This window comes from Rhodanobacter sp. FW102-FHT14D06, assembly GCF_043950705.1.
In the GTDB taxonomy this organism is placed as follows: domain Bacteria; phylum Pseudomonadota; class Gammaproteobacteria; order Xanthomonadales; family Rhodanobacteraceae; genus Rhodanobacter.
Genome location: NZ_CP170722.1, coordinates 3607790 through 3628900, shown reverse-complemented (window position 1 = coordinate 3628900; position 21111 = coordinate 3607790). Strand labels below are relative to the sequence as shown.

Sequence of the window (21111 nt, the reverse complement as noted above, 5' to 3'; positions counted from 1 at the left end):
GGTCACGAAGCGACGAACTGCACCGGCGGTGGCGTCGCGTAACGGAGCGGTTTCAGGCGATCGGAGGGCGCAGCAGCGAGCCGGTCGTGGCCGGCGTGAATCCCGAATGGAGGGTGAGCGGTGCGAAGCGTGCTTCCATCATGGCGATGGGAAGCGATGCGCTGACGGGGAACGTCACCGAATGGGCACAGGCACAGTGGCAACTGCGCCCTTCACCCAGAAGACAGGAGTTCGCATCGTCAGCCGATACCGAACTGACGGCGGTGTCCGCCAACAGGGTGGTCGGGGCAGCAGCGGTCGCCGACGCGAATCGCGCTCCCGGTCCATCGGCCACGCAGATCGATCCGCTGACCAGTTTGATCAGCAACACGGCCACGGCCAACACCCACAATCCGCGGTGGCGGCGCAGGCGAGTCAGCAGTGATGGCGCAGACCGATACATCCCATGATCCTATACGACAGCCACGCTGTTAGACAATTTCACTTGGGCGCCGGTCGTGATGAATTCAGACAACCCCCTACCGGCACCGTTTGACCCCTATGAAGGATGGTCTACCCGCAGCACGACTTCTGTTGCTGGATCGGCGGACACGGCACGCTGCCGTACGAGCAGAACACGCAGCAGTCGCCCGCCTTGGGCCGGAGCAATTCGCCGCAGCCCTCACAGTCGTAGAAGAACTGGCAGGCGTCGGTCGGCATGGTCTCGGTGGCCTGATGGTCGCAATGCGGGCACGTCAGCGTGCTCTGCAGGATGGGCTCAACCGCCATGGTTTTGCGCCGTAGCCGGAAAACCCGCCTCGGTAACCGTGCGCGCCAGTGTCGACTCCGTCGTGCGATCGGCATCGAACGTCACAGTGACAGTCTCGGCCTTGAGATCGACCTTCGAGCTCGTGACACCCGCTATGCGGCTCAAGGCTTTCTTGATCGTCACACTGCAGCTCGGGCACGTCATGTTCGCCGCATGCAGCACGGCCGTGGTGGGTGTTGCCGCATGAGCCATGCCCAGCCCCAAGATGGCGACCATTACGAATAGCCACTGACGCATCGTTCGTCTCCTACAAAAACCAGCCAATGAAATAGGGAAACAGCAACAACGGCACGGTCAGCACGGTGGCTGTCCACAGCCAAAACCGCCGCCGCCGCAAGACCGTCGGCTCGACGCAGGTGCCCTCGGTGCGGCAACGCGACCATGGCCCATACAGCGTCCAGAACGCGAGACCAAGGCTAAGCAAAGTGGCCGCGATGAACCATGGACGCCAGGGATCGAGCGCCGTGAGATAGGCGATCCACGCCCCGCTGATGCCCAGCAACACCAGCACCAGCGGTACCACGCAACACACGGATGCCCCGATCGCCGCGAGCAGCGCGACGATCACGGCGGGTAGCGACGATTTGGCTGGTAACGTATTCATGAGCGCATACTAACTTCCGTACCCAACTACGGAGTCAAGCATGACTTCCGCCCTCACCATCGGCCGGCTGGCCCTGGCCGCCGACGTCCACATCGAGACCGTGCGCTACTACCAGCGGGTGGGCCTGCTGCGTGAGCCCGAGCGCCCGTTGGGCGGTGTGCGTCGCTATGAACACCAGGATCTGGCGCGTCTTCAGTTCATTCGACGCGCCAAGACCATGGGTTTCACGCTGGACGAGATTGCCGGACTTCTCCACCTCAAGGGCAAACGAGCCTGCGAGCAGACGCGTCGAATGACCGAACACAAACTCCTCGATGTGCGCCGCAAGCTGGAGGATCTGAAGCGGCTGGAAACGGAACTTATGCAGCTCGCCGACGACTGCGCGCATGCGCCGCGTGGGGAGCATTGCCCGACCTTGAATTTTTTGCATCAGACGTAGCGCTTATCGGCCTGTGACGTCTGCGTACGGCGTGGTGCGAACCTCTGAAATGAAACTTCGGACACGTGCCAGTGGGCCGATGAGGAATAGAAAAGCGAAGAAGAAAGTATCTTGGCACTCTGTTACGAGCCAGATGGCACCGAACCGTGGCTTCCCAATCTCTACTCCCCCGCTGGAGCAGCCGTTTAAGCGACGCGGCCCCGCCAACAGACCAGTGATCAAGGATATGTATTCGATCCATATCCGTGGGTTTTGCGCTGGCGGGCTAGCTGTTGACTCTGTTGACTGGAACCTCCGCGCTGAACCATCCGATGGACAGCGCGGTCGCCAGCGCTTGAACCATGACGAAGATGCCAAGCGCCATCCCGAACCCAAGCCGAAGCGCCTCGCCGAACAGGAGGCTACCCACGCCGAATCCAGCGAATAGTGCGAAGACGTTCAAGCCCATCGCCTGTCCCGGGCGCTTTCCTCCAAGCGCGGTGACGATGCCCCCGAAGAGGGGCTGCGTCATGTCGTAGCCGAGAGAAAGGACGGTCACGGCCACAATCGCGAGTATCAGGGGACCGTTGAAAATCAGGGTAGCTGCACCTAGGGCACCCAACCCAAGCCCGATGGGCAACAACCTGGCGCGCCCCCAGCGGTCGGCGGCCCGGCCGATCAGCGGGCCGAACAAGAAACCAGGAATCCCGTAGCCGAGCAGGGCTACACCAATCCCTACCGGGCCAAGACCGTAACGCTGCTCGAAATAGACACCGAGCCACGTGAAGACGCCAGAGTGAAAAATCGAATTGACGAAAACATAGCCATAAGTGCGCTGCCCCCGCGGAGTGCCGATGAGATCGCGATATCCGAGGAATAGCTCTCCCATCGTCTCGGGAACAGCCTTCCTCCTCGACGAAATAAGTGAACGGCGGAGCAGCAGCACCACGAACACACCCACGGCGGCCAAGGCGACCAAAACAAAGAGGCCGCGCCAACCAAGCAGAGGCTCCAGCACGGCACCGAAAGTCGAGCCGAAAGCCATGCCACCGGCCATTGCTCCGAACAGCCAGCCGAGGGGCCGTCCACGTTGTTCGTACGGATACAGGCTGCCGATGCCGCTTTGGGCCGTCGCGGAGCATGCCTTGGCGGCCTTGTCGTCGCGTCCGCTCAGTCCGCGCGCCGCGCGTGATCGGTCCGCTTCGCCGTGCCCTGGGTCAGCTCGGCACGTACGCAATGCGCGTCGATGATCGACGTTACCGTGGCATACCCCGCCACCGCGAACTGTTGGCGGGGCTGCCCTTTGTTTGGAACCACGAAGGATGTCCGCAGGACCTCCAGTCGCGCACCAACCGCTGGCAGTGGCGTGACTCGATAACAGACATCCAAACGCGGGCCATCCACATGGCCAACCCAGCCATCAGTGTAGGAATCGGTCGCGTACGCGATGCGGCCAATGGTAAGGCCCGCGAGCAGCAGCGGGAGGCTGAGACAAGCAGTAAACGATTTCATGGTCGTTCTCCAAAAATGACAACCACAACAAACACCGCCAGGCGCACGCATAACGTGCGTGGCGGTACTGCTTTCACGACCGCCGGCTGACCCTCGACAGTTGGGGCCAGCCGGCGACGTGGTCTGTCAACGTGCCGGACGGATCGCCGTCACCGTGCTACCCGTGCTGGCCTGATGGAAGGTGAATTGCACCTTATCGCCCACCTTCACGTGCGTCAGCAGCTCCGGCGAAGCCACCTTGAACGGCATCGTCATGGCCGGCCAGCCGATGGCGGCAATCGCCTCATGCTGCAGCGTGAGGGTGCCCTTGGTGGTGTCGACCGCCTTGACCACGCCCACGCCCTGCACATCGGCGGGTGTGGCTTCATGCATCCCAGCCATGCCCGGCATGTTGGGATCCATCTGCTGAGGGTTGGCAAACACCGGAGCCGTGAACAGCGCAGCGGTGATCGCGAGGGTAATGCATGGCTTTTTCATGGGTCAGTTTCCTTGTGGGTTGGAGTGAAGTGTGGCGTTTGTCTTGCTGGCTTTACGCAGCCGATAACGAACCAGCAGGCGGTACGCCGCGGGTATAACGAGCATGGATAGCAAGGGTGCCGTGACCATGCCGCCGATCATCGGGGCGGCTATGCGCTGCATCACTTCCGAGCCGGCGCCATGGCCGAGCAGGATGGGAAACAGACCGGCGAGAATGACCGCGACAGTCATTGCCTTCGGGCGCACGCGCTGCACGGCACCCTCGCGAATCGCTTCGTCCAGCGCTTCTGGGCCGGCGTGGGGATCGAGCGCAAGTTGGTGCTCCCAGGCATGGTGCAGATACAGCAGCATCACCACGCCGAATTCAGCGGCGACTCCGGCCAGCGCGATGAAGCCGATGATCGTGGCCACCGACACCGCATGACCAAGCAACCAGATCAACCACAGACCGCCGACCAGTGCCAGCGGCACGCTGGCCATGATCAGCGCCGCTTCGCTCACGCGTCGGAAAACGGCATAGATCAATAGAAAAATGATCACCAGCGCAATCGGCACCACCACCTTGAGTCTTTCCATGGCACTGGCCAGGTATTCGAACTGACCGGACCACGCCACGGTCGTACCCGGCGGCAATTTGACTTGCTGCGCCACCGCGCGTTGCAGGTTGGCCACCACCGTGCCCAAATCGCTGCCGGCCGTATCGACGTAGACATACGTGGCCAGCTGCCCGCCCTCGCTTTTCAGCATGGACGGTCCTGCTTCAACGGCAATGTCAGCGATCTGGCCAAGTGTAATCTGCGCACCGTTGGCTGCGACGATCGGCAACTGCCGCAGCGCTCCAATGGAATCGCGCTCGGCACGCGGGTAGCGCACCACGATGGGATAACGTTCGCGCCCTTCGACGGTCTGACCGATTGGATCGCCACCGACCACGGTTGCGATCAGTTGCTGCACGCGCTCCTGGGTCAACCCGTAGCGCGCGGCGACATCACGGCGGATGTGCACGTCGACGTAGCGGCCGCTGGTCGGGCGCTCGGCAATCGCTGAGCTGACACCGGGCACGGTCTTCGCCACCGTCTCGATCCGATCGGCCACAGTCTGCAGCGTAGCCAGGTCGGTACCCAGCACCTTGATGCCGATTGGGCTCTTGATGCCGGTGGAGAGCATGTCGATGCGGTTGCGGATCGGCGGCACGAACAGGTTGGTCAGCCCCGGCACGTGCACCGCCTTGTCCAGTTCCGCCTTGATCTTGTCCATCGTCATGCCGGGCCGCCACTGGTCCTTCGGCTTGAAGGTGATCGCGGTCTCGAACATTTCCAGCGGCGCCGGATCGGTGGCCGTTTCGGCGCGCCCGGCCTTGCCAAACACATGATCAACCTCGGGCACGGTCTTGATCATGCGATCGGTCAACTGCAGCAACTGCGAGGCCTTGCCGGCGGACAGCCCCGGCAGTGCAGTGGGCATGTACAGCAATGTGCCTTCGTCCATCGCGGGCATGAACTCGCTGCCGAGCTTGGTCATCGGAATGACCGCGGTGAGCAGCAGCACACCGGCCAGCACCAGGGTTGCTTTCGGATAGCGCAGCACGGCTTCGAGGAGAGGCCGATAGCCATGGATCAAACCCCGGTTGAGCGGATTGTCGCGCTCGGCACGGATGCGCCCGCGGATCAAATAACCCATCAGCACCGGCACCAGCGTCACCGCCAGCCCAGCCGCTGCCGCCATCGCGTAGGTCTTGGTGAAGGCCAGCGGCTTGAACAGCTTGCCTTCTTGCCCCTGCAGCGCGAAGACCGGCACGAACGACAGCGCGATGATCAACAGGCTGACGAACAACGCGGGCCCCACCTCGGCGGCGGCCTCGGCAATCAGCGACCACCGCTGCGCACCTTGCGGTTCACGTCCGTCGTTCGCGTCACGCCAATGTTCCAGATGTTTGTGCGCGTTCTCGATCATCACGATCGCCGCATCCACCATCGCGCCGATCGCAATGGCGATACCGCTGAGCGACATCAGGTTCGCCGTGACGCCTTGCAGATGCAGTGCAATGAAGGCGACCAACACGCCCAGCGGCAGCGTGATCACGGCCACCAGCGCCGAGCGCAGGTGCCCCAGAAACAACACGCAGACCAGCGTCACCACCAGGAATTCTTCGAACAACTTGCTCCACAGGTTCTCCACCGCGGCGTCGATCAGCTGCGAGCGGTCGTAGGTAGGCACGATCTCGACGCCGGCCGGCAGGCTGCGCTGCAGTTCCGCTAGCCGTGCTTTCACGGCGGCAATGGTGGCCTTCGCGTTCTTGCCCGTGCGCATCACGATAATGCCGCCGACCACTTCACCTTGCCCGTCCAGCTCGGCAATGCCACGGCGAAACGTCGGGCCCCGCCGCACCGTCGCCACATCGCGCAGCAGCACCGGCACACCGCCGGCGTTGGTGGTGATCGGCACGTTCTCGAAGTCCGCGCGGCTCTTCAGATAGCCTTCGCTGCGTACCATCAGTTCCGCTTCGCCCTGTTCGATCACCGAGCCACCGTTGGCGCCGTTCGCGCTGCGTACCGCATCGACCAGCTGCGCCACGGTGACGCCGCGCGCCGCCAGCGCCTGCGGATCGGGCACGATCTGCCAGGCGCGCTCCATGCCGCCCAAAGTGGCGACCTCGGCGACATTCGGCACGGTTTTGAGCTGATAGCGCAGGAACCAGTCCTGTAGCGCACGCAACTGGCCAAGATCGTGCTGACCGGTACGATCCACCAGCGCGTATTCGTAGATCCAGCCGAGTCCCGTGGCATCAGGGCCGAGGGCAGGCGTGACTCCGGCCGGCAGGCGATCCCGCGCCTGGCTCAGGTACTCCAGCACACGCGAACGTGCCCAGTACAAGTCAGTGCTGTCATCGAACAACACATCGACGTAGGAGTCGCCGAAGAACGAAAAGGCGCGCACCGTCGTCGCGCCAGGTACCGAGAGCATGGTGGTGGCCAATGGATAGGTGACCTGATCCTCGACCACCTGCGGCGATTGGCCCGGGTAACTGGTGCGGATGATCACCTGGGTGTCAGACAGGTCGGGCAGCGCGTCGACCGGCGTGCGCGTCACCGAGAACATGCCCATCAGGGCCAAGGCCAGTGCAGCCAACAGCACGAACACGCGATGCGCAATCGCCGCGCGAATCAGGGCGGCGATCATGGTCGGTCTCCCATCGGCATGCCCGGCATGGGCACGCTCGTGGCCGGCGCCGGTTTGGTGGGGGCGTCATTCAGACGCTCCAGCGCACCGGACAGGCTCGCTTCGGAATCGATCAGAAACTGGCCGGAGACCACGACTTTCTCACCACCCGCGAGGCCATCGAGAATTTCCGTATAGCCGCCGGCCGCCCGCCCGATGCGCACCGATACGGCACGAAAGTGGCCATCTCCCTCGGCGAGAATGACTCGCGTGTGGGTGCCCGTCGCGATCAGCGCGTCGTCCGGTACCACCGGTACGGCCACGTCCGGAGTCGGGTTGAGTTGCACGGTAGCGAACATGCCCGGACTCAAGGCACCGTCGGGATTGTCGAGCACGATGCGGGCGCGCTGGGTGCGCGTCACCGCATCCACGTCCGACAGCAAGGTTTCCACGGTGCCGTGGAACGACCGACCCGGCAGGGCATCGACCGTGACCCCCACCGGCGTGCCGCTGCGCACCGTGCCGGCCACCGCCTGCGGGAGTGCCGCCTCGACCCACACGGTGGACAGACCGTTCAAGGTCATCAGGGTCTGGCCTGCAGTGACGCGCTGGCCTTCACGCACATCCAGTGTCGTGACGACGCCCGCTTGCGGGGCGTGCAGTGTGATCGCCGCATCCGCGCCATGACGCGACGACTGAATATCCGCCGCTGTCAGCCCCAACACCTGCAGCCGTTGCCGCGCTGCGGAGCGCAGCTCGCGCGCGTCGGCGGACCGCGCCTGCTCCAGCGCGCGATATTCCGCCAACGCACTGTTCCATTGCGGCGCCAGCAACTGCGCCAGCGGTGCGCCGGCAGCGACCACGGTATACGGCGCGCGCACATCAAGCTTGCTGATTACCGCATCAACCCGCGCGCTGATCGTGCTGGCCTGGCGCAAGTCCCAGGTAATCGTACCGGGCACCCTGATGGCCGAAGCCAGCACCCGCCGCTCGACTAGTGCCGTGCGCACGCCGAGGTTTTGCACGGTGGTGGGATCGATTTGGATGACATCCTTGGGTCCACCATCATCGGCATACTTGGGCACCATCTGCATGCCCATCGGCGACAGGCCCGGCTTGTCGAAATGCTGCTGCGGCACCATCGTGTCGTACCAGTACAGGACTTTTCGCTCACCGGCATCCGTTGCTGATGCCGCGTTGCCAGTCGACGCCGATGCCGACGGTGCATGCCGGCGACCGCCGAGATAGCCAACCACCAGCAGTACCGCCGCGAGCAAGACGCCGGCGAAAATCATCAGGGCAGGTTTCAAGTGTGCGCGCTTCATGGCGTCGTCTCCGAATTGGGTAGCAGATAGGCCAGCGCGGCCCACAGGCGCGCATGGGTCGCCAGTGCCTCGGCGTAGGCCAGCCGCTGTTCGATTTCATCGCGACGAGCATCGAGCCATGGCTGCAGCGCACCACCACCGCGGTAGCTGGCCAGCGCCGTGCGTGCACGATCCCGTGCGAGTGGCAGCAACGTGTCCTGATAGCGCTGGACTTGTCGTCCCCAACCCTGCCAATTCACCACCGCACGCGCCACCGCTTCGCGCTGGGCGCGACGCGCATCTTCGTGATCGGCCTGCACTGCATCCCATTGCGCCTGCTTGGCGCTGATTCCCCGATCCTGCCGGTTGCGGGTGAACAGCGGCAGGCTCACACCCACCTGCAAGGTCACCATGTCCGAGAGATACGGCGCGCGCCGGCCATACTCCACCGACACGTTCCAATCCGGGTGTTTGGCAGCCCGTGCCTGGGCGAGTGCGGCCTCAGCTACCTGTTCGCGTGCTTGCCACGCCTGCATGGGTGCCTGCTGATCAATGGCTTGCTCAAGTCGAGCAGGCGCTACCGGCAGCACCTGGAAATCAGGCGTGTCGGCCACGGTGGCCGCGTCCTCACCAAGCCAACGCTGCAACCCCGTATGTGCTGCGGCGAGATCGGCGTCAACGGCCTCCAGTCGGTTGTCCAGTGTGGCCGCATCCGTGCGCGCCGCCAGCGCGTCGGTGGCGCTGCCGTCGCCACCGCGCAGCCGCGCCTGCGCAATCAGCACGGCTAATGCGCTTTCGCCGCGCAACTCGCCCAGCAGCGCACGTTTCTGTTGTGTGGCCCATACCTCGATCCACGCATCGGCAATGCGTTCGCGCACCGTTTGCGCGGCGCCGACGTAATCGGCTTCGGCTGCGTCAATCTGCGCAGCGGCCAAACCGCGCTCGGCGTCGCGCGCCGCTCGCGATGGAATCGTCTGCATCACGCCGACGGTGCGCATGGTCATACTGTCCGAGCGCAGGCTGAAAGCCCCTGGGCTGGTGACGGGGAAATTGGAAAGTCCGAGCGTCAGGGTGGGATCCGGCAACTGTCCGGCGCGCGCACCTTCCTCGCGGGCTGCCGCCGTATCGGCGGTACGCGCTTCAAGTTGCGGCGCCCGCGCCAGGCCTTGCCGAACGGCCGCCTCAAGCGTCAGCGGTGGCTCGATGGCACCGGCCGCCGTGGCCAAGGCTCCCCACAGGAGCGCGGCCAGACCCGGCACCATCAGGCGCCGGGCAAAGTGATGGGACAACATGGGTGAATACTCCGCTGGTCTGCGATCTGCGTCGCGCCATGCAGGCGCGACGCCACATACGTCAATGCCGCAACGTGTCAGATCAGATCAGGAGTGAGCAGAACAACAACATGGGCGGAGGTGGCGGCGCGCGCAGATGCCCGGCCCGTTGGAGCGCGCGATTCGATGGCAGCGCAACGACGGCGGGCGCCATCAGCATCGATGGCATTGCCGGCAACACGCTTAATGGCACCGCCGTCGTATGCGCTTCAACCTGCGTCGCGTGATCGGGCGTGCAATGCTTTTGGCACAGCGGGCTGGCGGGGGCATCCTGATTCTGCGCACAGCCGCCGTCCATGCCCGACATCGAAGTCATCAGCGCAGCCGCCGGTGTCGCTTCGGGGACCGTCGGACAAACGTAGGCAGCCAGTGCCGTCTGCTGCCAAAGCAGCAGCAGCGTCACCAGCCAGATAAGGCGGCGACGTGTGGCGCGATGCATGCGGAAAGGACGGGCCATAGGCAACACTATATCTCCAAAATACCAAGAATTTCATTGACCTGAATCAACTACAGATTGTCGGCCCGGTCTCCTTCGCTGTTCTTGCCGGCCAACCCCGGCCCTCCTGGAGAACGGGGTGGTCGCCAAGCCCGATACCAAGGTGTGCTGGGCGTGAGGAAGGAAACACATGGTGGCGTACTCCCGCGTGCCGGCGAAGGCATCGCGCTGGATTCGCTTCGCTTCATTCGCCGGCGTTGGTCATCTCAGCCATGCCGTTTTCGGCCCAGTCGCAATGCGTTGGCAACCACCGACACGGAGCTCAGGCTCATCGCCAAAGCGGCGATCATCGGGCTGAGCAACAGGCCCGTCACGGGGTACAGCACGCCGGCCGCAATCGGTACACCCAGCGCGTTGTAGAGGAACGCAAAGCCCAGGTTCTGCTTCATGTTGGCGACGGTGTCGTTGGAAATCGACCGTGCCCGCACGATGCCGCGCAAGTCGCCCTTCACCAGCGTCACCTGCGCGCTCGACATTGCCACGTCGGTGCCGGTGCCCATGGCGATGCCGACATCGGCGCCGGCAAGCGCGGGTGCGTCGTTGATCCCGTCGCCAGCCATCGCGACCCGGTGTCCCTCGGCTTGCAGCTGTTGTACAAGTTCGATTTTGTCCTTCGGGCGGACCTCGCCATGTACTTCGTCGATGCCCAGGGTACGCGCGACCGCATGGGCGGTGGTGACGCCGTCACCGGTGGCCATCACGATGTTCAGGCCCGCATCGTGCAGTGCCACGATGGCATCTTCGGTGGTGGCCTTGATCGGATCGGCCACCGCGAGCAGGCCGGCCAGGACGCCATCGACCGCCAGATACATCACGCTGGCACCGGCCCGGCGCAGCTCTTCGGACGGGATGGAAAGAACGGAGGCATCGACCCCGACCTCGTGCATCAGCGCGGTATTGCCGATCGCCAGGATGGCGCCTCCCACTTTGCCGCGTACCCCGATGCCGGTGGACGACTCGAAGCTCTCCGGCGTTTCTAGCGTCAGGTTACGATGGCGGGCTTCCGCGACGATCGCGTCGGCCAGTGGGTGCTCGCTGCCCTGATCGAGGCTGGCCGCCAGGCGCAGCACCTCCTGCTCGGTGAACCCTTCGGCCGCGAGCGCGGTGTGGAACGCCGGACGTCCCTCGGTCAAGGTTCCCGTCTTGTCCACGATCAGGGTGTCAATCTTGCGCAGGTTCTCGATCGCCTCGGCATCACGGAACAACACGCCTTCCCCGGCGGCGCGGCCGGTCGCCACCATGATCGACATCGGCGTGGCCAATCCCAGCGCGCAAGGGCAGGCAATGATCAAGACCGAGATCGCGTTGAGCACTGCGAACGTCCACGACGGGTCCGGGCCGAACAGTCCCCACACGAAGAAGGTCGCGACGGCGATCGCGAGGACCGCGAGCACGAACCAGAAAGCTACCTTGTCGGCCATGCGCTGCATCGGTGCGCGCGAGCGTTGCGCCTGTGCGACCAGTTGCACGATCTGCGACAGCACGGTCGCCGAGCCGACTTTCTCCGCCCGGATCACCAGGCTGCCGGTGCCGTTGAGGGTCGCGCCGATCACGCTGGAGCCGATGGCCTTTTCGACCGGGACGGGCTCCCCGGTCAGCATCGACTCGTCGACATGGGAGTGTCCCTCGATGACTTCGCCGTCCACCGGCACCTTTTCGCCGGGGCGTACGCGCAGGCGATCACCGACGTGAACGCGGCTGAGTTCGACATCCTCCTCGCCGCCATCGTCGCGCAGGCGGCGTGCGGTTTTGGGGGCCAGCCCTAGCAGGGCTTTCAGGGCAGTCGAGGTCTTCGAGCGGGCACGCAGTTCGAGTAGCTGGCCGAGCAAGGTCAGCGAGACGATCACCGCGGCGGCTTCGAAGTAGACGCCCACGCGGCCGTGTTCGTGGAATGACTCCGGGAACAGGTCCGGTACAAGGGTGGCGACGATGCTGTAGCCGAACGCCGCGCCGACGCCGATGCCGATCAGGGTCCACATGTTGGGACTGAGGTTGCGGACCGACTGCACGCATCGAACGAAGAAGGGCCAGCCTGCCCACAACACCACCGGCGTGGTCAGTACCAGCTCGATCCAGGTCCGGGCGTCCACCGGCAATCGGGGGAAGTGGTGGCCGAACATCGCCAGTACGAGCACCACCAGCGTTGCCGGCAAGGTCCACCAGAAGCGGTGGCTGAAATCACGCAGTTCGGGATGGTCCTCATCGTTCAGTCCTGGCATTTCCGGCTCCAGTGCCATGCCGCAGATCGGGCAGATGCCGGGACCGTCCTGGCGCACTTGCGGATGCATCGGACAGACATACATCGTTCCCGTCGGTGCCTGCACGGGGGCACCATCGGGTCGCCGGGTCAGATATTTGGCCGGATCCCTCGTGAAACTTTCCAGGCAGCGCGCCGAACAAAAATGATGCGTTACTCCATCATGTTCGGCGTGATGGGCGGTCTGGTGTGGATCGACCTGCATGCCACAAACCGGATCGATCGCGGTTGTCACTGCGCCGGGTTGGGTGTGACGTCCGTGGTTGTCGGCGCCCGTGTGGTGATGATGGGTGTTCATGCATCCTCCCATGACGATGGCAATGGCTTGACGTTGATCGACGTGTCAGTGTCCGTGGCGGGCGAAGTCGGACGTCGTGCCGTCGCGGCCGACCAGCTCAACCACGTAAGGCTGGACGCGGCCATCGGGCATCTCCATGCCCGGCGAACCGGCCGGCATGCCCGGCACGACGAGGCCCTTGGCATCGGGCTTTTCAGCCAGGAGCCGCTTGATGTCCGGCGCCGGCACATGGCCTTCGACAAAATAGCCGCCCACTTCGGCGGTATGGCATGACCCTTTGCCGAACGGAATGCCGACCTGACTCTTCACCGAATCGAGGTCGTCGACATCGCGCACGTCGACGTTGAAGCCCGCGGCACGCATATGGTCGACCCACGCGCCGCAACATCCACACGTAGCGCTTTTGTGCACCAGCATGACTGGAAGCGATGCGGCCGGTGAGCTTGCTGTTGCGGCATGGATTGTCGCGGAGGATGGCTGGCTGGACTGCGCATCGACGGGGTAGGTGCAGGCACCAAGCGCGCTGAAGGAAACAACGGAGATGGCTGCGAACAAAACGTTTCTTGCATTCATGGCTGAGATGCTCATTCGCTTCACGGTCATTCTCCCGATACCGGTGCGGATTGCCACTGGATCGAGACGATCTTCCAGTCTTTGCCGTCCTTCTTGAGATTGAGCAGTTCGCGGCTGCGCAACATGGTCGGCTTGCCCTTGACCATGGCTTGGATGTCGCTCTCGCTGCCGACCATCGCGGTGTCGCCCATCGGCATCGAACCGAGCGAGACGGGTGTGATCCTCGCGCTCTTCAGGAACGCGATGTCCTCGCCGAGATGGCCGTTCGCGTAGTCGTCACGCGTCTGGGTATGCCCGCCTTCGCTGATGGTGACATCAGGTGCCAGCAGGGCAAGCACCGCCGTTCGATCGCCATGCTGCAAGGCCGTGTGGAACGCCTGTGCCACAGCTTCGGCCTCTGGTGCCGCCTTTGGCTTCATTCCATCCAGCGACAGCGGGGTTTCGGCTGCAGGCGCGGTGGTCGACGCATGATCATGGCTATCCTCTGGAGCGGCGCCATGGCTGTGACCGGCCTCGCCGGACATGACCATGTCTTTCATGTCGGCAGCACCGTGAGCGTCCTCGTCAGCAGCCCCACCGTGGCTATGGCCGCCTTCGTCGCCCATGTCCATGTCTTCATCCGGCGGCGCCTTCGCCACCATGTCCTTGTATTGCTCCGGCGTCATGGCCGGCAGCTTCTGCAGGAACGCGACCATGCTCCAGATGGTGGGATCGTCGTGACTGCCACCCCATGCCGGCATCGCGCTCATCTTGATGCCGTGCTTGATGATCCAGAACGCGTCCTTCGGATCGACCCGCGTCTGTGACAGATTCGGTGGCTGCGGGTACAGTCCGGGGCGAAGCTCCGAGTCCTTCATGCCCGGCTTGAGGTGGCACTGGGTACACATAGCCGCGTACTGGCCGGCCCCTTTCAGGATCAGCTGGGGATCGTTGAGATCCGGAACCGTGAGGTCTTCCGAGCGGACATGAATGGAGCGCTCGCGCAGGGTCTGCATGACCGCGAACACCGGCTTGGTGTGATGGTCGTCGGCGCCGATGTTGTAGATGCCGGAGTACACGAACGCGCCTGCACCGATGGCAAGGACGCCAAGAACAACGGCGACGGTGATGCTGTGATGCTTGATGTGCTGTTTCATGATGTTTCCCCTTAAAACCAGATGCGAACGCCGGCCACGATCTGCCGGTCGAGAACGGGTTGATGATCCTGCCGCGCGTAGTCGGCGGTGGTGCCGATGCGACGCACCCAGTTCACGCCGATGTACGGCGCGAACTGACGACGGATCTCGTAGCGCAGACGCAAGCCGAACTGAATGTCGGACACGCCGCTACCGATCCGGCGTTGCGGATCGTTCTTGCCGTACAGGTTGATCTCCGCTTCCGGCTGCAGGATCAGGCGCTGGGTGAAGAGCATTTCGTATTCGGCGCGCAGACGCGCGGCTGTACGACCGGAAGCCCCGACGTAACCCGTCGCTTCCACCTCGAACCAGTACGGTGCCAGGCCCTGCACGCCAAAGGCCGCCCACGTGCGCTTGGGGCCTTCGCCCACGTCCTGGCGACCGCCGAGCTGAGTGCTCCAGAACGTGGCGATGTTGTGGTTCCAAAACGCTTCGAGGTCGCCGTCTTCCAGCTTGCCGCGGCTGCGCTCGCCTTCAGTGCGTACCCACAGCTTGTTCTCGTCGTTGCCGTACCAGCCTTCGGCTTCCCAACTCTGGCCGTTGGCATCGCGGCCGTGGAAGGCTTCCAACTGGTCGATCAACAGCCTGCCCAGCGGTGCGTTGTCGGCCATGTCCATGCCTTTCATGGAGCCGTAGCCGACGCCGTCGGAGTAGTCGGAGCTGCGCGCATTCGCTGGCGGACTCCCGCCCTGCATCGGGCCCATCGTCATGCCCGGCATCGCACCCATGCCGGTCATGTCGCCTTGATCCTTCTTCGGCATCGCGCCGTGATCCATACCGGCCATGCCGCTGTGGTCCATCCCCTGCATCGCTTCCGGGCTCATGCCGGGCATCGACGAGTGATCCATCCCCGACATGTCGCCGGCGGGTGCTGCCGATGCGGCAGGTTTGGCGGGCGTGGGCATGTCCGACATCGCGCGGTGATCCATGCCAGGCATGCTGCTGTGATCCATGCCCTTCATGCCATCCATGTTGTGGGAAGCCGGCGTCGGCGGGGCTGCGACGGGTTTCTTCCTGGCTTTCTTGGCAGGCGGTTTCGTTGCCGGCTTCGCCGTGCTGCTCGCAGCAGCCGGCATGGCCATACCGGACATGCTGCCGTGATCCATGCCTGGCATGGAGCTCATGTCCATCGACGATGTGCTGCTGGACGCGGGTGCACTCTGCGCCGTGACCACCGGTGGCAACGCCAGCAATATTGCGGCCAGCAACGCGGAACGCAGCGGGACGACTGAGGTGCTGCGGCGATTCATTTTCATGACACCACCACTTCGCGGAACATGCCCGCTTCCATGTGATACAGCAGGTGGCAGTGGTAGGCCCACCGACCGGGGTTGTCGGCCGACACCGCATAGGTGATGCGCTGCGCCGGCTGCACGTTGATGGTGTGCTTGCGTACCTGGAACTGGCCTTCGGGATTCTCCAGCTCGCTCCACATGCCGTGCAGGTGGATCGGATGGTTCATCATGGTGTCGTTGACCAGCACGATGCGCAGCCGTTCGCCGCTGTTGAAATGCACCGGCTTGGCGTCGGAAAACTTCACGCCATCGAACGACCAGATGAAGCGATCCATATTGCCGGTCAAGTGCAGCTCGATCTCCCGGCTGGGTTCGCGCGCGTCGATCGGTCCGCCGATGGTGTGCAGGTCGGCGTAGGTCAGCACGCGTCGACCGTTGTCGCGCAGGCCGATGCCCGGGTCGTCGAGGTTGGTACGCGGCATGTCCACATGCATGTCCACGCCGGGGCCGTATTCGGTGCGGGCGTGGCGCACCACAGGCGCTGGCGCAGGTGCCATGCCCGGCATCGCACCGTGATCCATGCCGGCCATGCCCTGCATGCCCTGCATGCCGCTCATGCCCGACATGCCTTGCATGTTCCCGTGACCGGCATCACCCATCGCCATCGCACCCATCATGTCCTGCATGGCCAGCCACTGAATGGGATCGGGCTTGGGCACGTCTGCTTCCATGCCGGCGCGCGGCGCCAGCGTGCCGCGAGCGTAGCCGCTGCGATCGATCGACTGGGCGAACAGCGTGTACGCGCGCTCGTCCTGCGGCTCGACCATCACGTCGTAGGTTTCGGCCACCGAGATGCGAAATTCGTCGACCGACACCGGCTCGACGTCCTGGCCATCGGCCGAGATCACCGTCATCTTCAGGCCCGGAATGCGCACGTCGAAGATCGTCTGCGCCGATCCGTTGATGAAGCGCAACCGGATCTTCTCGCCGGGTTTGAAGATGCCGGTCCAGTTGCCCGCCGGCGCCGCACCGTTCATCAGGTAGGTGTAGGTGTAGCCGGAGACGTCGCCGAAATCGGTCGGGTTCATGCGCATCTCGTTCCACATCTTGCGCATGGCCAAGGCCTGGCCCAGCCCCTTCTCGCGCACATCGCGAAAGAAATCCGGCACCGTGGGCTGGGCGAAGTTGTAGTAGTCGCTCTGCTTCTTTAGCTTGGCGTAGATGCGCTCGGGATTTTCATCGGTCCAGTCGTTGAGCATCACCACGTAATCGCGATCGGTCGGATGGCGATCCGGGCTGGCCGGTTCGATCACCAACGGGCCATACAAACCCGTCTGTTCCTGGAAGCCCGAGTGCGAGTGGTACCAATAGGTACCGCTCTGGCGCACCTTGAACTGGTAGAGAAAGGTTTCGCCGGGAGCGATGCCGTCGAAGCTGATACCCGGCACCCCATCTTCCTGGAACGGCAGGATGATGCCGTGCCAATGGATCGAGGTCGGCACGCGTAACCGGTTGGTCACTCGAAGGTTCACCGTAGTGCCTTCCTTCCAGCGCAGAATTGGACCCGGGATGCCGCCATTGACGGTGGTCGCCAGACGCGTGGCGCCGGTGTAGTTGACCGGTGTTTCGGCAATATCGAGTGCGAAATCGGTGCCGCTCAGCACGGTGGGCTGGCCGGGGCTGGTCAGCGCCCAGGCATTCGAAGGACGCAGCAGGCCCAGGCCGGCTACGGCACCGCCGATGGCCACGCCTTGCACGAAACGACGCCGCGACAGATCCGCCGGGGGCGGGGAAAACAAGTTCATGGGATCTCTCCAAGGCAGGTGATATCGAACATTACCGATACCGATCACAGCCGATTGCTTGCGATCGCCGACACGCGACGATCGAACGCAAAGCTCATTAGCAACGAGGGAGAGTCAGACCGCCGGTGGTCGCAACGGAGGGGCGGTATTCAACGAAGGCGCGCTGCTGGGCAGCGGCAAGGCGTAGCGGGCGGTGATCGCAGTCGAGATCAGGGCAACTGCTGGTCCGGGTGGCAACGTGGTACTGCACATCGCGGCACAATTGCAGGTGTGTCCCGTCATGCCACCGCAGCAACCGGCCTGATCGTCGCAACAGGATCGGGATGCCTTGACGGCCACATGGTGGTGACAGTGTTCACTGACCGCCGCGACCGTTGCGTGCATGGGATGGGAGTGAGGACCTCCCGTCATGCCCATCGGTGCAGCGGCCAATGAGTTGATGACCAGCATCAGCCACGCCAACACGCCCATCGCCCGAAGGCGACGTGAACGAGCAAGCAGACGTAGCGAGAAGGTCATAGGGGGAGCTTACCCGTGTGACCTGACACCCTCAACTCTGGAGGTGGGTTCAGGGGATTCACGGCTTGCTGAAACCCATATGCAAGGTGATTTTGTCGCCGGCCTTCAGGCTGGCCATGGCGGACGGTGGGAAATGCACCTTCAAGGCCATGCCCTCAGTCGTCACATCAACCACGCCGGTCTTCGTATCGGCCGCCGTCACCGTCGCCGGCATCATGTGCATGCCCATCATGTTGTCGTGCATGCCCTTCATGTCCGAGTGCATCGCACCCATCTTGTCCATGCCGCTTGTGGGCGTGCTGTCTTGGGCCACGGCGACGCCACTGAGGGCCAATGCGAGCGCCAGAGAGCCAAGCGTCGAAAGTAGTGATTTGCGTGAAGTAGTCATATGGCTGTCCCAACGATGAGTTGCCAAACGCAACAGTGTCGAGCGTGTGCCCATTTGTGTGTACGCAAGTTGAAATTCCGGCCGATTGTCCACTTTGCTACGGGCAATGTGGTTACACCTTTAAATAATCCTCACAGGCCACAATGAGTTCGCGTACCTCGGGTTCGCCGGCATCGGTACGCGCCAGAAGTATCGCGCGAAGCTGCGAAATCTGGTCGTTGTTCGGGATCAACTCCGACGGGCTTTCCCACATCCAGTCGACCACGATCGGGAGGAGTTTGGCGGCAGAAAGGGTAGCTACTTCCTGCCGAGTCGGGACATACATGCCCGCCCGAAAAACCGGGCTATTCACGCCGTGGCTTTTCCGGGCGGCCTTGAACGCACTGTCTGGCATGCCAAAGCGGTCGTCGGGGTCAGTCATGGCACGTCTCCGTGGGACACCGATGGCTCGATGCGTGGCTTCGTGGTGCTGGCATGTCGCGCATCCTCTTCCGCATGAATATAGATCGAGGTCGTACCAATGGAGCTGTGACGCAGATTCTGCTGGATGTGGTGGATCGGGGTGCCGTCCTCGGCCTGGTGCGTGGCGGCCGTATGCCGCAGCCAATGGGTCGAGGCCCGCCGCACCCGCGCGGCTTGGGCACCATCGTGCTTTTGCAGCTCGTCGGCCACGCGCCGGAAGGTGTCCTTGACGATCTGGTAGACCGCCGTGGGTGTCAGCGGGGAAGACCGTCCGGCGATGCCCAGAATGGCCGGGGCTGTGCCGTCGCCCGAAGGCAACGCCGGCAGTCCATGGAAGCGCCGATAGCGTGCAAAGTCTTCCATGAGACCGTCGCTTAGGGGAATCGTGCCCTCGACGCCGCCTTTCCCCACGGTATGCAGCCACCACCGGCCACGAATAGGCTGAAAATCGCCCTCGCTGGCGGCCGCGGCTTCGGCGGCCCGCAAGGCGGTTTCATAGAGAAAGCGAAGGATCCAGCGAACGCGTTCGTAGCGCTGCCGTTCCCGCGCAGTTGTCTGTGGCCAGCCGTCGACGACGCGTAGCACCTGGTCCCAGAGGGCACGGTCCAGGTAGCGTTCGATCGTGCGGCGGGGGCCGCGGCGTGCCCGTCGGCGCTGCAGCACAAACGGACTGCCCGCGAGATAGCCAGCGCGCACGAGGTAATTGAACAGCCCCGCCAGGATGCCCAAGGCCTGCCGGCGACTGCGCTCGGCCAGCGGCCCGATGAACAGTCGCCGATGCTCACCGCGACGGGCGAGACCGGCGTCGCACCAGGTCGCCGGTGGCTGGGCAAGAAACGCCTCATAGGCGATGACATCCTCGCGGGTGAGACTGGACACCGGCTTGCCACGCACTTGGGTGGCCCAAAGCAGCAATCGCTCGGCCTCCTTGCGGTAGCTGCGGAAGGTATGCGGCGAGTCGTGATATTCCGCCAGCCACAGGCCGATCGCGGCCACGTCGTCGTTGGCGGCGATCTGCCGCGCCACACTGGCCGGTGCGCGGTTGGTGCCGACACCTCCCGACAGGGCGGGCGGCAAGGCTTGGGGCAACGCCAAAAGGGTCACTGCAGGCTCAGTCATGCTTTCCGATGTCCGACGCCACGGAAAACACAGCGTACTGCCAAAAGACTTTCGATTATGGGAGTTATCGTAAATTTATTGGATAAATCGTTATGCATATAACGTAATACAATAATATACATACTGAGTTGAGGAAATTTTCTGCCATCCCAGCGACTGGAGCAGCCATGAGCCGTGTCAGCGATACCCGTCAACGTACCCGCGAAGCAGCAGCAGCCCTGGTAACCGGTGGCAAACGTCCGCACGAACTCACAGTCGACCTGATTTATGCCGCCATCCAGCAAGGCAGTCGCACCACCATCAACGACGAACTGAAGCTGTGGAAAGACGAGCGCGCCAAGGCCGACGCGCTCGGTGCCGACCTACCGCCGTCGATCGCGGAAGCGATGCGCTCGCTCTGGGTGGCCGCCGTGGAACAGGGGGAGCAGGTCTTCGGCGAGCATCGCCACGCGCTGGAGTCCGAGCTGACGGCGCTGCAGCGTGCGCATGATGACCTGGTTGCCGAACGGGACGCCGCGCAGGTTGTTGTGCAACAGCTGCAGCACGAGGCTGTCCAACTTCGGGAGCAAAGTGCCCAGACGCAGCAGCAGCTCACCCAGGAAATCGAGGCCAAGCGCGATGCACTTGGCCTGGTCCAGTCCCTGCAGCACGAAGTGGTGGCCGTGCGTGCCGACATGGCTCTGCAGTTGGAAGCTGCGCGGCATAACCACGACCGATTGACCACCGAATTCCAGGCCACCATCGCGACCCGTGATGCCGCCTTTCAAGCGGAGCGGGATAAAGCCAACGAGCGCGTCGAGGCCACCCAAGCTCGCATGCTGCAGGAAACTGACGCGGCGCGTAAAGGGTTGCGGCAAGTAGAGAAGGAAATGATCAAGCTGCGGCAGCGAGGCGAAGAGCAGCAAACCCGAGTCACCGAGTTGCGCCTGGAGGTCGCCCGGCATCGCCGTGAACTCACCGATGCAGCTACACGGCTCGCCGGGTTGGCCAGTGTTACCGCCGATCGCGACCAACTCGCCCTTGAACTGGCCACGGTGCGAGGCCAAGTCGCGGGCATGGCGGCGGCGATTCAATCCATGGAGGCCCGCGCCGTGACGGCAGAAACCCAGCTGGCGCAGACACGGAAGCGCCGTCGGACCGAGTGAATCGGCGAGTTTCGGCCACGGTTCTT

General features: G+C 63.7%; 21 protein-coding genes. 2 read left to right on the top strand and 19 right to left on the bottom strand.

Annotated elements, in window-relative coordinates:
• Window positions 1-52: 52 nt before the first annotated feature.
• The 4 genes from ACFCQI_RS16385 to ACFCQI_RS16370 form a co-directional block, all read right to left on the bottom strand.
• Window positions 53-376, bottom strand: a complete 324-nt coding sequence (locus ACFCQI_RS16385) for a hypothetical protein (protein WP_223250752.1) — start codon at window positions 374-376, stop codon at window positions 53-55.
• 176 nt (window positions 377-552) lie between these two features.
• Window positions 553-768 (bottom strand): GDCCVxC domain-containing (seleno)protein, encoded by a 216-nt coding sequence (locus tag ACFCQI_RS16380; RefSeq protein WP_027485201.1) that lies wholly within the window; start codon window positions 766-768, stop codon window positions 553-555.
• Window positions 758-1045 carry a heavy-metal-associated domain-containing protein gene (locus ACFCQI_RS16375; protein WP_027485200.1) on the bottom strand — a complete coding sequence of 96 codons (288 nt, stop codon included), beginning with the start codon at window positions 1043-1045 and terminating at the stop codon, window positions 758-760. Before ACFCQI_RS16375 ends, ACFCQI_RS16380 begins: the two co-directional genes overlap by 11 nt.
• Before the next feature lie 10 nt (window positions 1046-1055).
• A complete protein-coding gene (locus ACFCQI_RS16370; protein ID WP_027485199.1) occupies window positions 1056-1412 on the bottom strand; it encodes a mercuric transporter MerT family protein in 357 nt (118 codons plus the stop codon).
• 40 nt (window positions 1413-1452) lie between these two features.
• On the opposite strand from ACFCQI_RS16370, the gene ACFCQI_RS16365 reads away from it, so the two are divergent.
• On the top strand, window positions 1453-1851 hold the full coding sequence (locus ACFCQI_RS16365) for a MerR family DNA-binding protein (protein WP_027485198.1): 399 nt from the start codon (window positions 1453-1455) through the stop codon (window positions 1849-1851).
• A 265-nt stretch (window positions 1852-2116) separates the two neighbouring features.
• On the opposite strand, the gene ACFCQI_RS16360 is transcribed toward ACFCQI_RS16365, so the two are convergent.
• The 15 genes from ACFCQI_RS16360 to ACFCQI_RS16290 all read right to left on the bottom strand — a co-directional run bounded on the left by ACFCQI_RS16360 (window position 2117) and on the right by ACFCQI_RS16290 (window position 19940).
• Entirely contained in the window at window positions 2117-3067 is a 951-nt protein-coding gene (locus ACFCQI_RS16360; RefSeq protein WP_231381789.1) for an MFS transporter, read from the bottom strand.
• Complete coding sequence (locus ACFCQI_RS16355; RefSeq protein ID WP_168149676.1) at window positions 3001-3342, bottom strand: hypothetical protein; 342 nt, start codon at window positions 3340-3342, stop codon at window positions 3001-3003. Before ACFCQI_RS16355 ends, ACFCQI_RS16360 begins: the two co-directional genes overlap by 67 nt.
• A gap of 126 nt (window positions 3343-3468) precedes the next feature.
• The gene (locus tag ACFCQI_RS16350; protein ID WP_027485197.1) at window positions 3469-3819 is read right to left on the bottom strand and encodes a copper-binding protein; all 351 of its coding nucleotides are present in this window, start codon (window positions 3817-3819) and stop codon (window positions 3469-3471) included.
• A 3-nt stretch (window positions 3820-3822) separates the two neighbouring features.
• Entirely contained in the window at window positions 3823-6999 is a 3177-nt protein-coding gene (locus ACFCQI_RS16345; protein ID WP_027485196.1) for an efflux RND transporter permease subunit, read from the bottom strand.
• Window positions 6996-8288 carry an efflux RND transporter periplasmic adaptor subunit gene (locus tag ACFCQI_RS16340; protein WP_027485195.1) on the bottom strand — a complete coding sequence of 431 codons (1293 nt, stop codon included), beginning with the start codon at window positions 8286-8288 and terminating at the stop codon, window positions 6996-6998. Before ACFCQI_RS16340 ends, ACFCQI_RS16345 begins: the two co-directional genes overlap by 4 nt.
• Window positions 8289-8299: 11 nt before the next feature.
• Window positions 8300-9574 (bottom strand): TolC family protein, encoded by a 1275-nt coding sequence (locus ACFCQI_RS16335; RefSeq protein ID WP_027485194.1) that lies wholly within the window; start codon window positions 9572-9574, stop codon window positions 8300-8302.
• An 82-nt stretch (window positions 9575-9656) separates the two neighbouring features.
• Window positions 9657-10070 (bottom strand): hypothetical protein, encoded by a 414-nt coding sequence (locus ACFCQI_RS16330; protein ID WP_027485193.1) that lies wholly within the window; start codon window positions 10068-10070, stop codon window positions 9657-9659.
• Between the two features lie 245 nt (window positions 10071-10315).
• Window positions 10316-12571: a heavy metal translocating P-type ATPase gene (locus tag ACFCQI_RS16325; RefSeq protein WP_395121387.1), complete on the bottom strand. Its 2256-nt coding sequence runs from the start codon at window positions 12569-12571 to the stop codon at window positions 10316-10318.
• 138 nt (window positions 12572-12709) lie between these two features.
• A complete protein-coding gene (locus tag ACFCQI_RS16320) occupies window positions 12710-13237 on the bottom strand; it encodes a DUF411 domain-containing protein (protein ID WP_395121386.1) in 528 nt (175 codons plus the stop codon).
• Between the two features lie 26 nt (window positions 13238-13263).
• Window positions 13264-14373 (bottom strand): c-type cytochrome, encoded by a 1110-nt coding sequence (locus ACFCQI_RS16315; protein WP_027485190.1) that lies wholly within the window; start codon window positions 14371-14373, stop codon window positions 13264-13266.
• Between the two features lie 11 nt (window positions 14374-14384).
• Window positions 14385-15668: a copper resistance protein B gene (locus ACFCQI_RS16310; protein WP_027485189.1), complete on the bottom strand. Its 1284-nt coding sequence runs from the start codon at window positions 15666-15668 to the stop codon at window positions 14385-14387.
• A complete protein-coding gene (locus ACFCQI_RS16305) occupies window positions 15665-17452 on the bottom strand; it encodes a copper resistance system multicopper oxidase (RefSeq protein ID WP_027485188.1) in 1788 nt (595 codons plus the stop codon). Before ACFCQI_RS16305 ends, ACFCQI_RS16310 begins: the two co-directional genes overlap by 4 nt.
• 577 nt (window positions 17453-18029) lie before the next feature.
• On the bottom strand, window positions 18030-18359 hold the full coding sequence (locus ACFCQI_RS16300) for a hypothetical protein (protein ID WP_027485187.1): 330 nt from the start codon (window positions 18357-18359) through the stop codon (window positions 18030-18032).
• A gap of 112 nt (window positions 18360-18471) precedes the next feature.
• Entirely contained in the window at window positions 18472-18780 is a 309-nt protein-coding gene (locus tag ACFCQI_RS16295; protein ID WP_027485186.1) for a hypothetical protein, read from the bottom strand.
• Entirely contained in the window at window positions 18777-19940 is a 1164-nt protein-coding gene (locus ACFCQI_RS16290; RefSeq protein WP_027485185.1) for a site-specific integrase, read from the bottom strand. The genes ACFCQI_RS16295 and ACFCQI_RS16290 overlap by 4 nt, the downstream gene beginning before the upstream one ends.
• A 167-nt stretch (window positions 19941-20107) precedes the next feature.
• Here ACFCQI_RS16290 and ACFCQI_RS16285 point away from each other — a divergent pair, with 167 nt between their 5' ends.
• Window positions 20108-21085, top strand: coding sequence for a DNA-binding protein (locus ACFCQI_RS16285; protein WP_395118458.1), 978 nt, complete (start codon window positions 20108-20110; stop codon window positions 21083-21085).
• Window positions 21086-21111 lie beyond the last annotated feature (26 nt).

Bases quoted from the DNA above. Each gene is read 5' to 3' on its own strand.
- ACFCQI_RS16380 (WP_027485201.1), bottom strand. From the start codon at position 768: ATGGCGGTTGAGCCCATCCTGCAGAGCACGCTGACGTGCCCGCATTGC.
- ACFCQI_RS16375 (WP_027485200.1), bottom strand. From the start codon at position 1,045: ATGCGTCAGTGGCTATTCGTAATGGTCGCCATCTTGGGGCTGGGCATG.
- ACFCQI_RS16370 (WP_027485199.1), bottom strand. From the start codon at position 1,412: ATGAATACGTTACCAGCCAAATCGTCGCTACCCGCCGTGATCGTCGCG.
- ACFCQI_RS16365 (WP_027485198.1), top strand. From the start codon at position 1,453: ATGACTTCCGCCCTCACCATCGGCCGGCTGGCCCTGGCCGCCGACGTC.
- ACFCQI_RS16355 (WP_168149676.1), bottom strand. From the start codon at position 3,342: ATGAAATCGTTTACTGCTTGTCTCAGCCTCCCGCTGCTGCTCGCGGGC.
- ACFCQI_RS16350 (WP_027485197.1), bottom strand. From the start codon at position 3,819: ATGAAAAAGCCATGCATTACCCTCGCGATCACCGCTGCGCTGTTCACG.
- ACFCQI_RS16345 (WP_027485196.1), bottom strand. From the start codon at position 6,999: ATGATCGCCGCCCTGATTCGCGCGGCGATTGCGCATCGCGTGTTCGTG.
- ACFCQI_RS16335 (WP_027485194.1), bottom strand. From the start codon at position 9,574: ATGTTGTCCCATCACTTTGCCCGGCGCCTGATGGTGCCGGGTCTGGCC.
- ACFCQI_RS16330 (WP_027485193.1), bottom strand. From the start codon at position 10,070: ATGGCCCGTCCTTTCCGCATGCATCGCGCCACACGTCGCCGCCTTATC.
- ACFCQI_RS16325 (WP_395121387.1), bottom strand. From the start codon at position 12,571: ATGCAGGTCGATCCACACCAGACCGCCCATCACGCCGAACATGATGGA.
- ACFCQI_RS16320 (WP_395121386.1), bottom strand. From the start codon at position 13,237: ATGAATGCAAGAAACGTTTTGTTCGCAGCCATCTCCGTTGTTTCCTTC.
- ACFCQI_RS16315 (WP_027485190.1), bottom strand. From the start codon at position 14,373: ATGAAACAGCACATCAAGCATCACAGCATCACCGTCGCCGTTGTTCTT.
- ACFCQI_RS16310 (WP_027485189.1), bottom strand. From the start codon at position 15,668: ATGAAAATGAATCGCCGCAGCACCTCAGTCGTCCCGCTGCGTTCCGCG.
- ACFCQI_RS16305 (WP_027485188.1), bottom strand. From the start codon at position 17,452: ATGAACTTGTTTTCCCCGCCCCCGGCGGATCTGTCGCGGCGTCGTTTC.
- ACFCQI_RS16300 (WP_027485187.1), bottom strand. From the start codon at position 18,359: ATGACTACTTCACGCAAATCACTACTTTCGACGCTTGGCTCTCTGGCG.
- ACFCQI_RS16295 (WP_027485186.1), bottom strand. From the start codon at position 18,780: ATGACTGACCCCGACGACCGCTTTGGCATGCCAGACAGTGCGTTCAAG.
- ACFCQI_RS16290 (WP_027485185.1), bottom strand. From the start codon at position 19,940: ATGACTGAGCCTGCAGTGACCCTTTTGGCGTTGCCCCAAGCCTTGCCG.
- ACFCQI_RS16285 (WP_395118458.1), top strand. From the start codon at position 20,108: ATGAGCCGTGTCAGCGATACCCGTCAACGTACCCGCGAAGCAGCAGCA.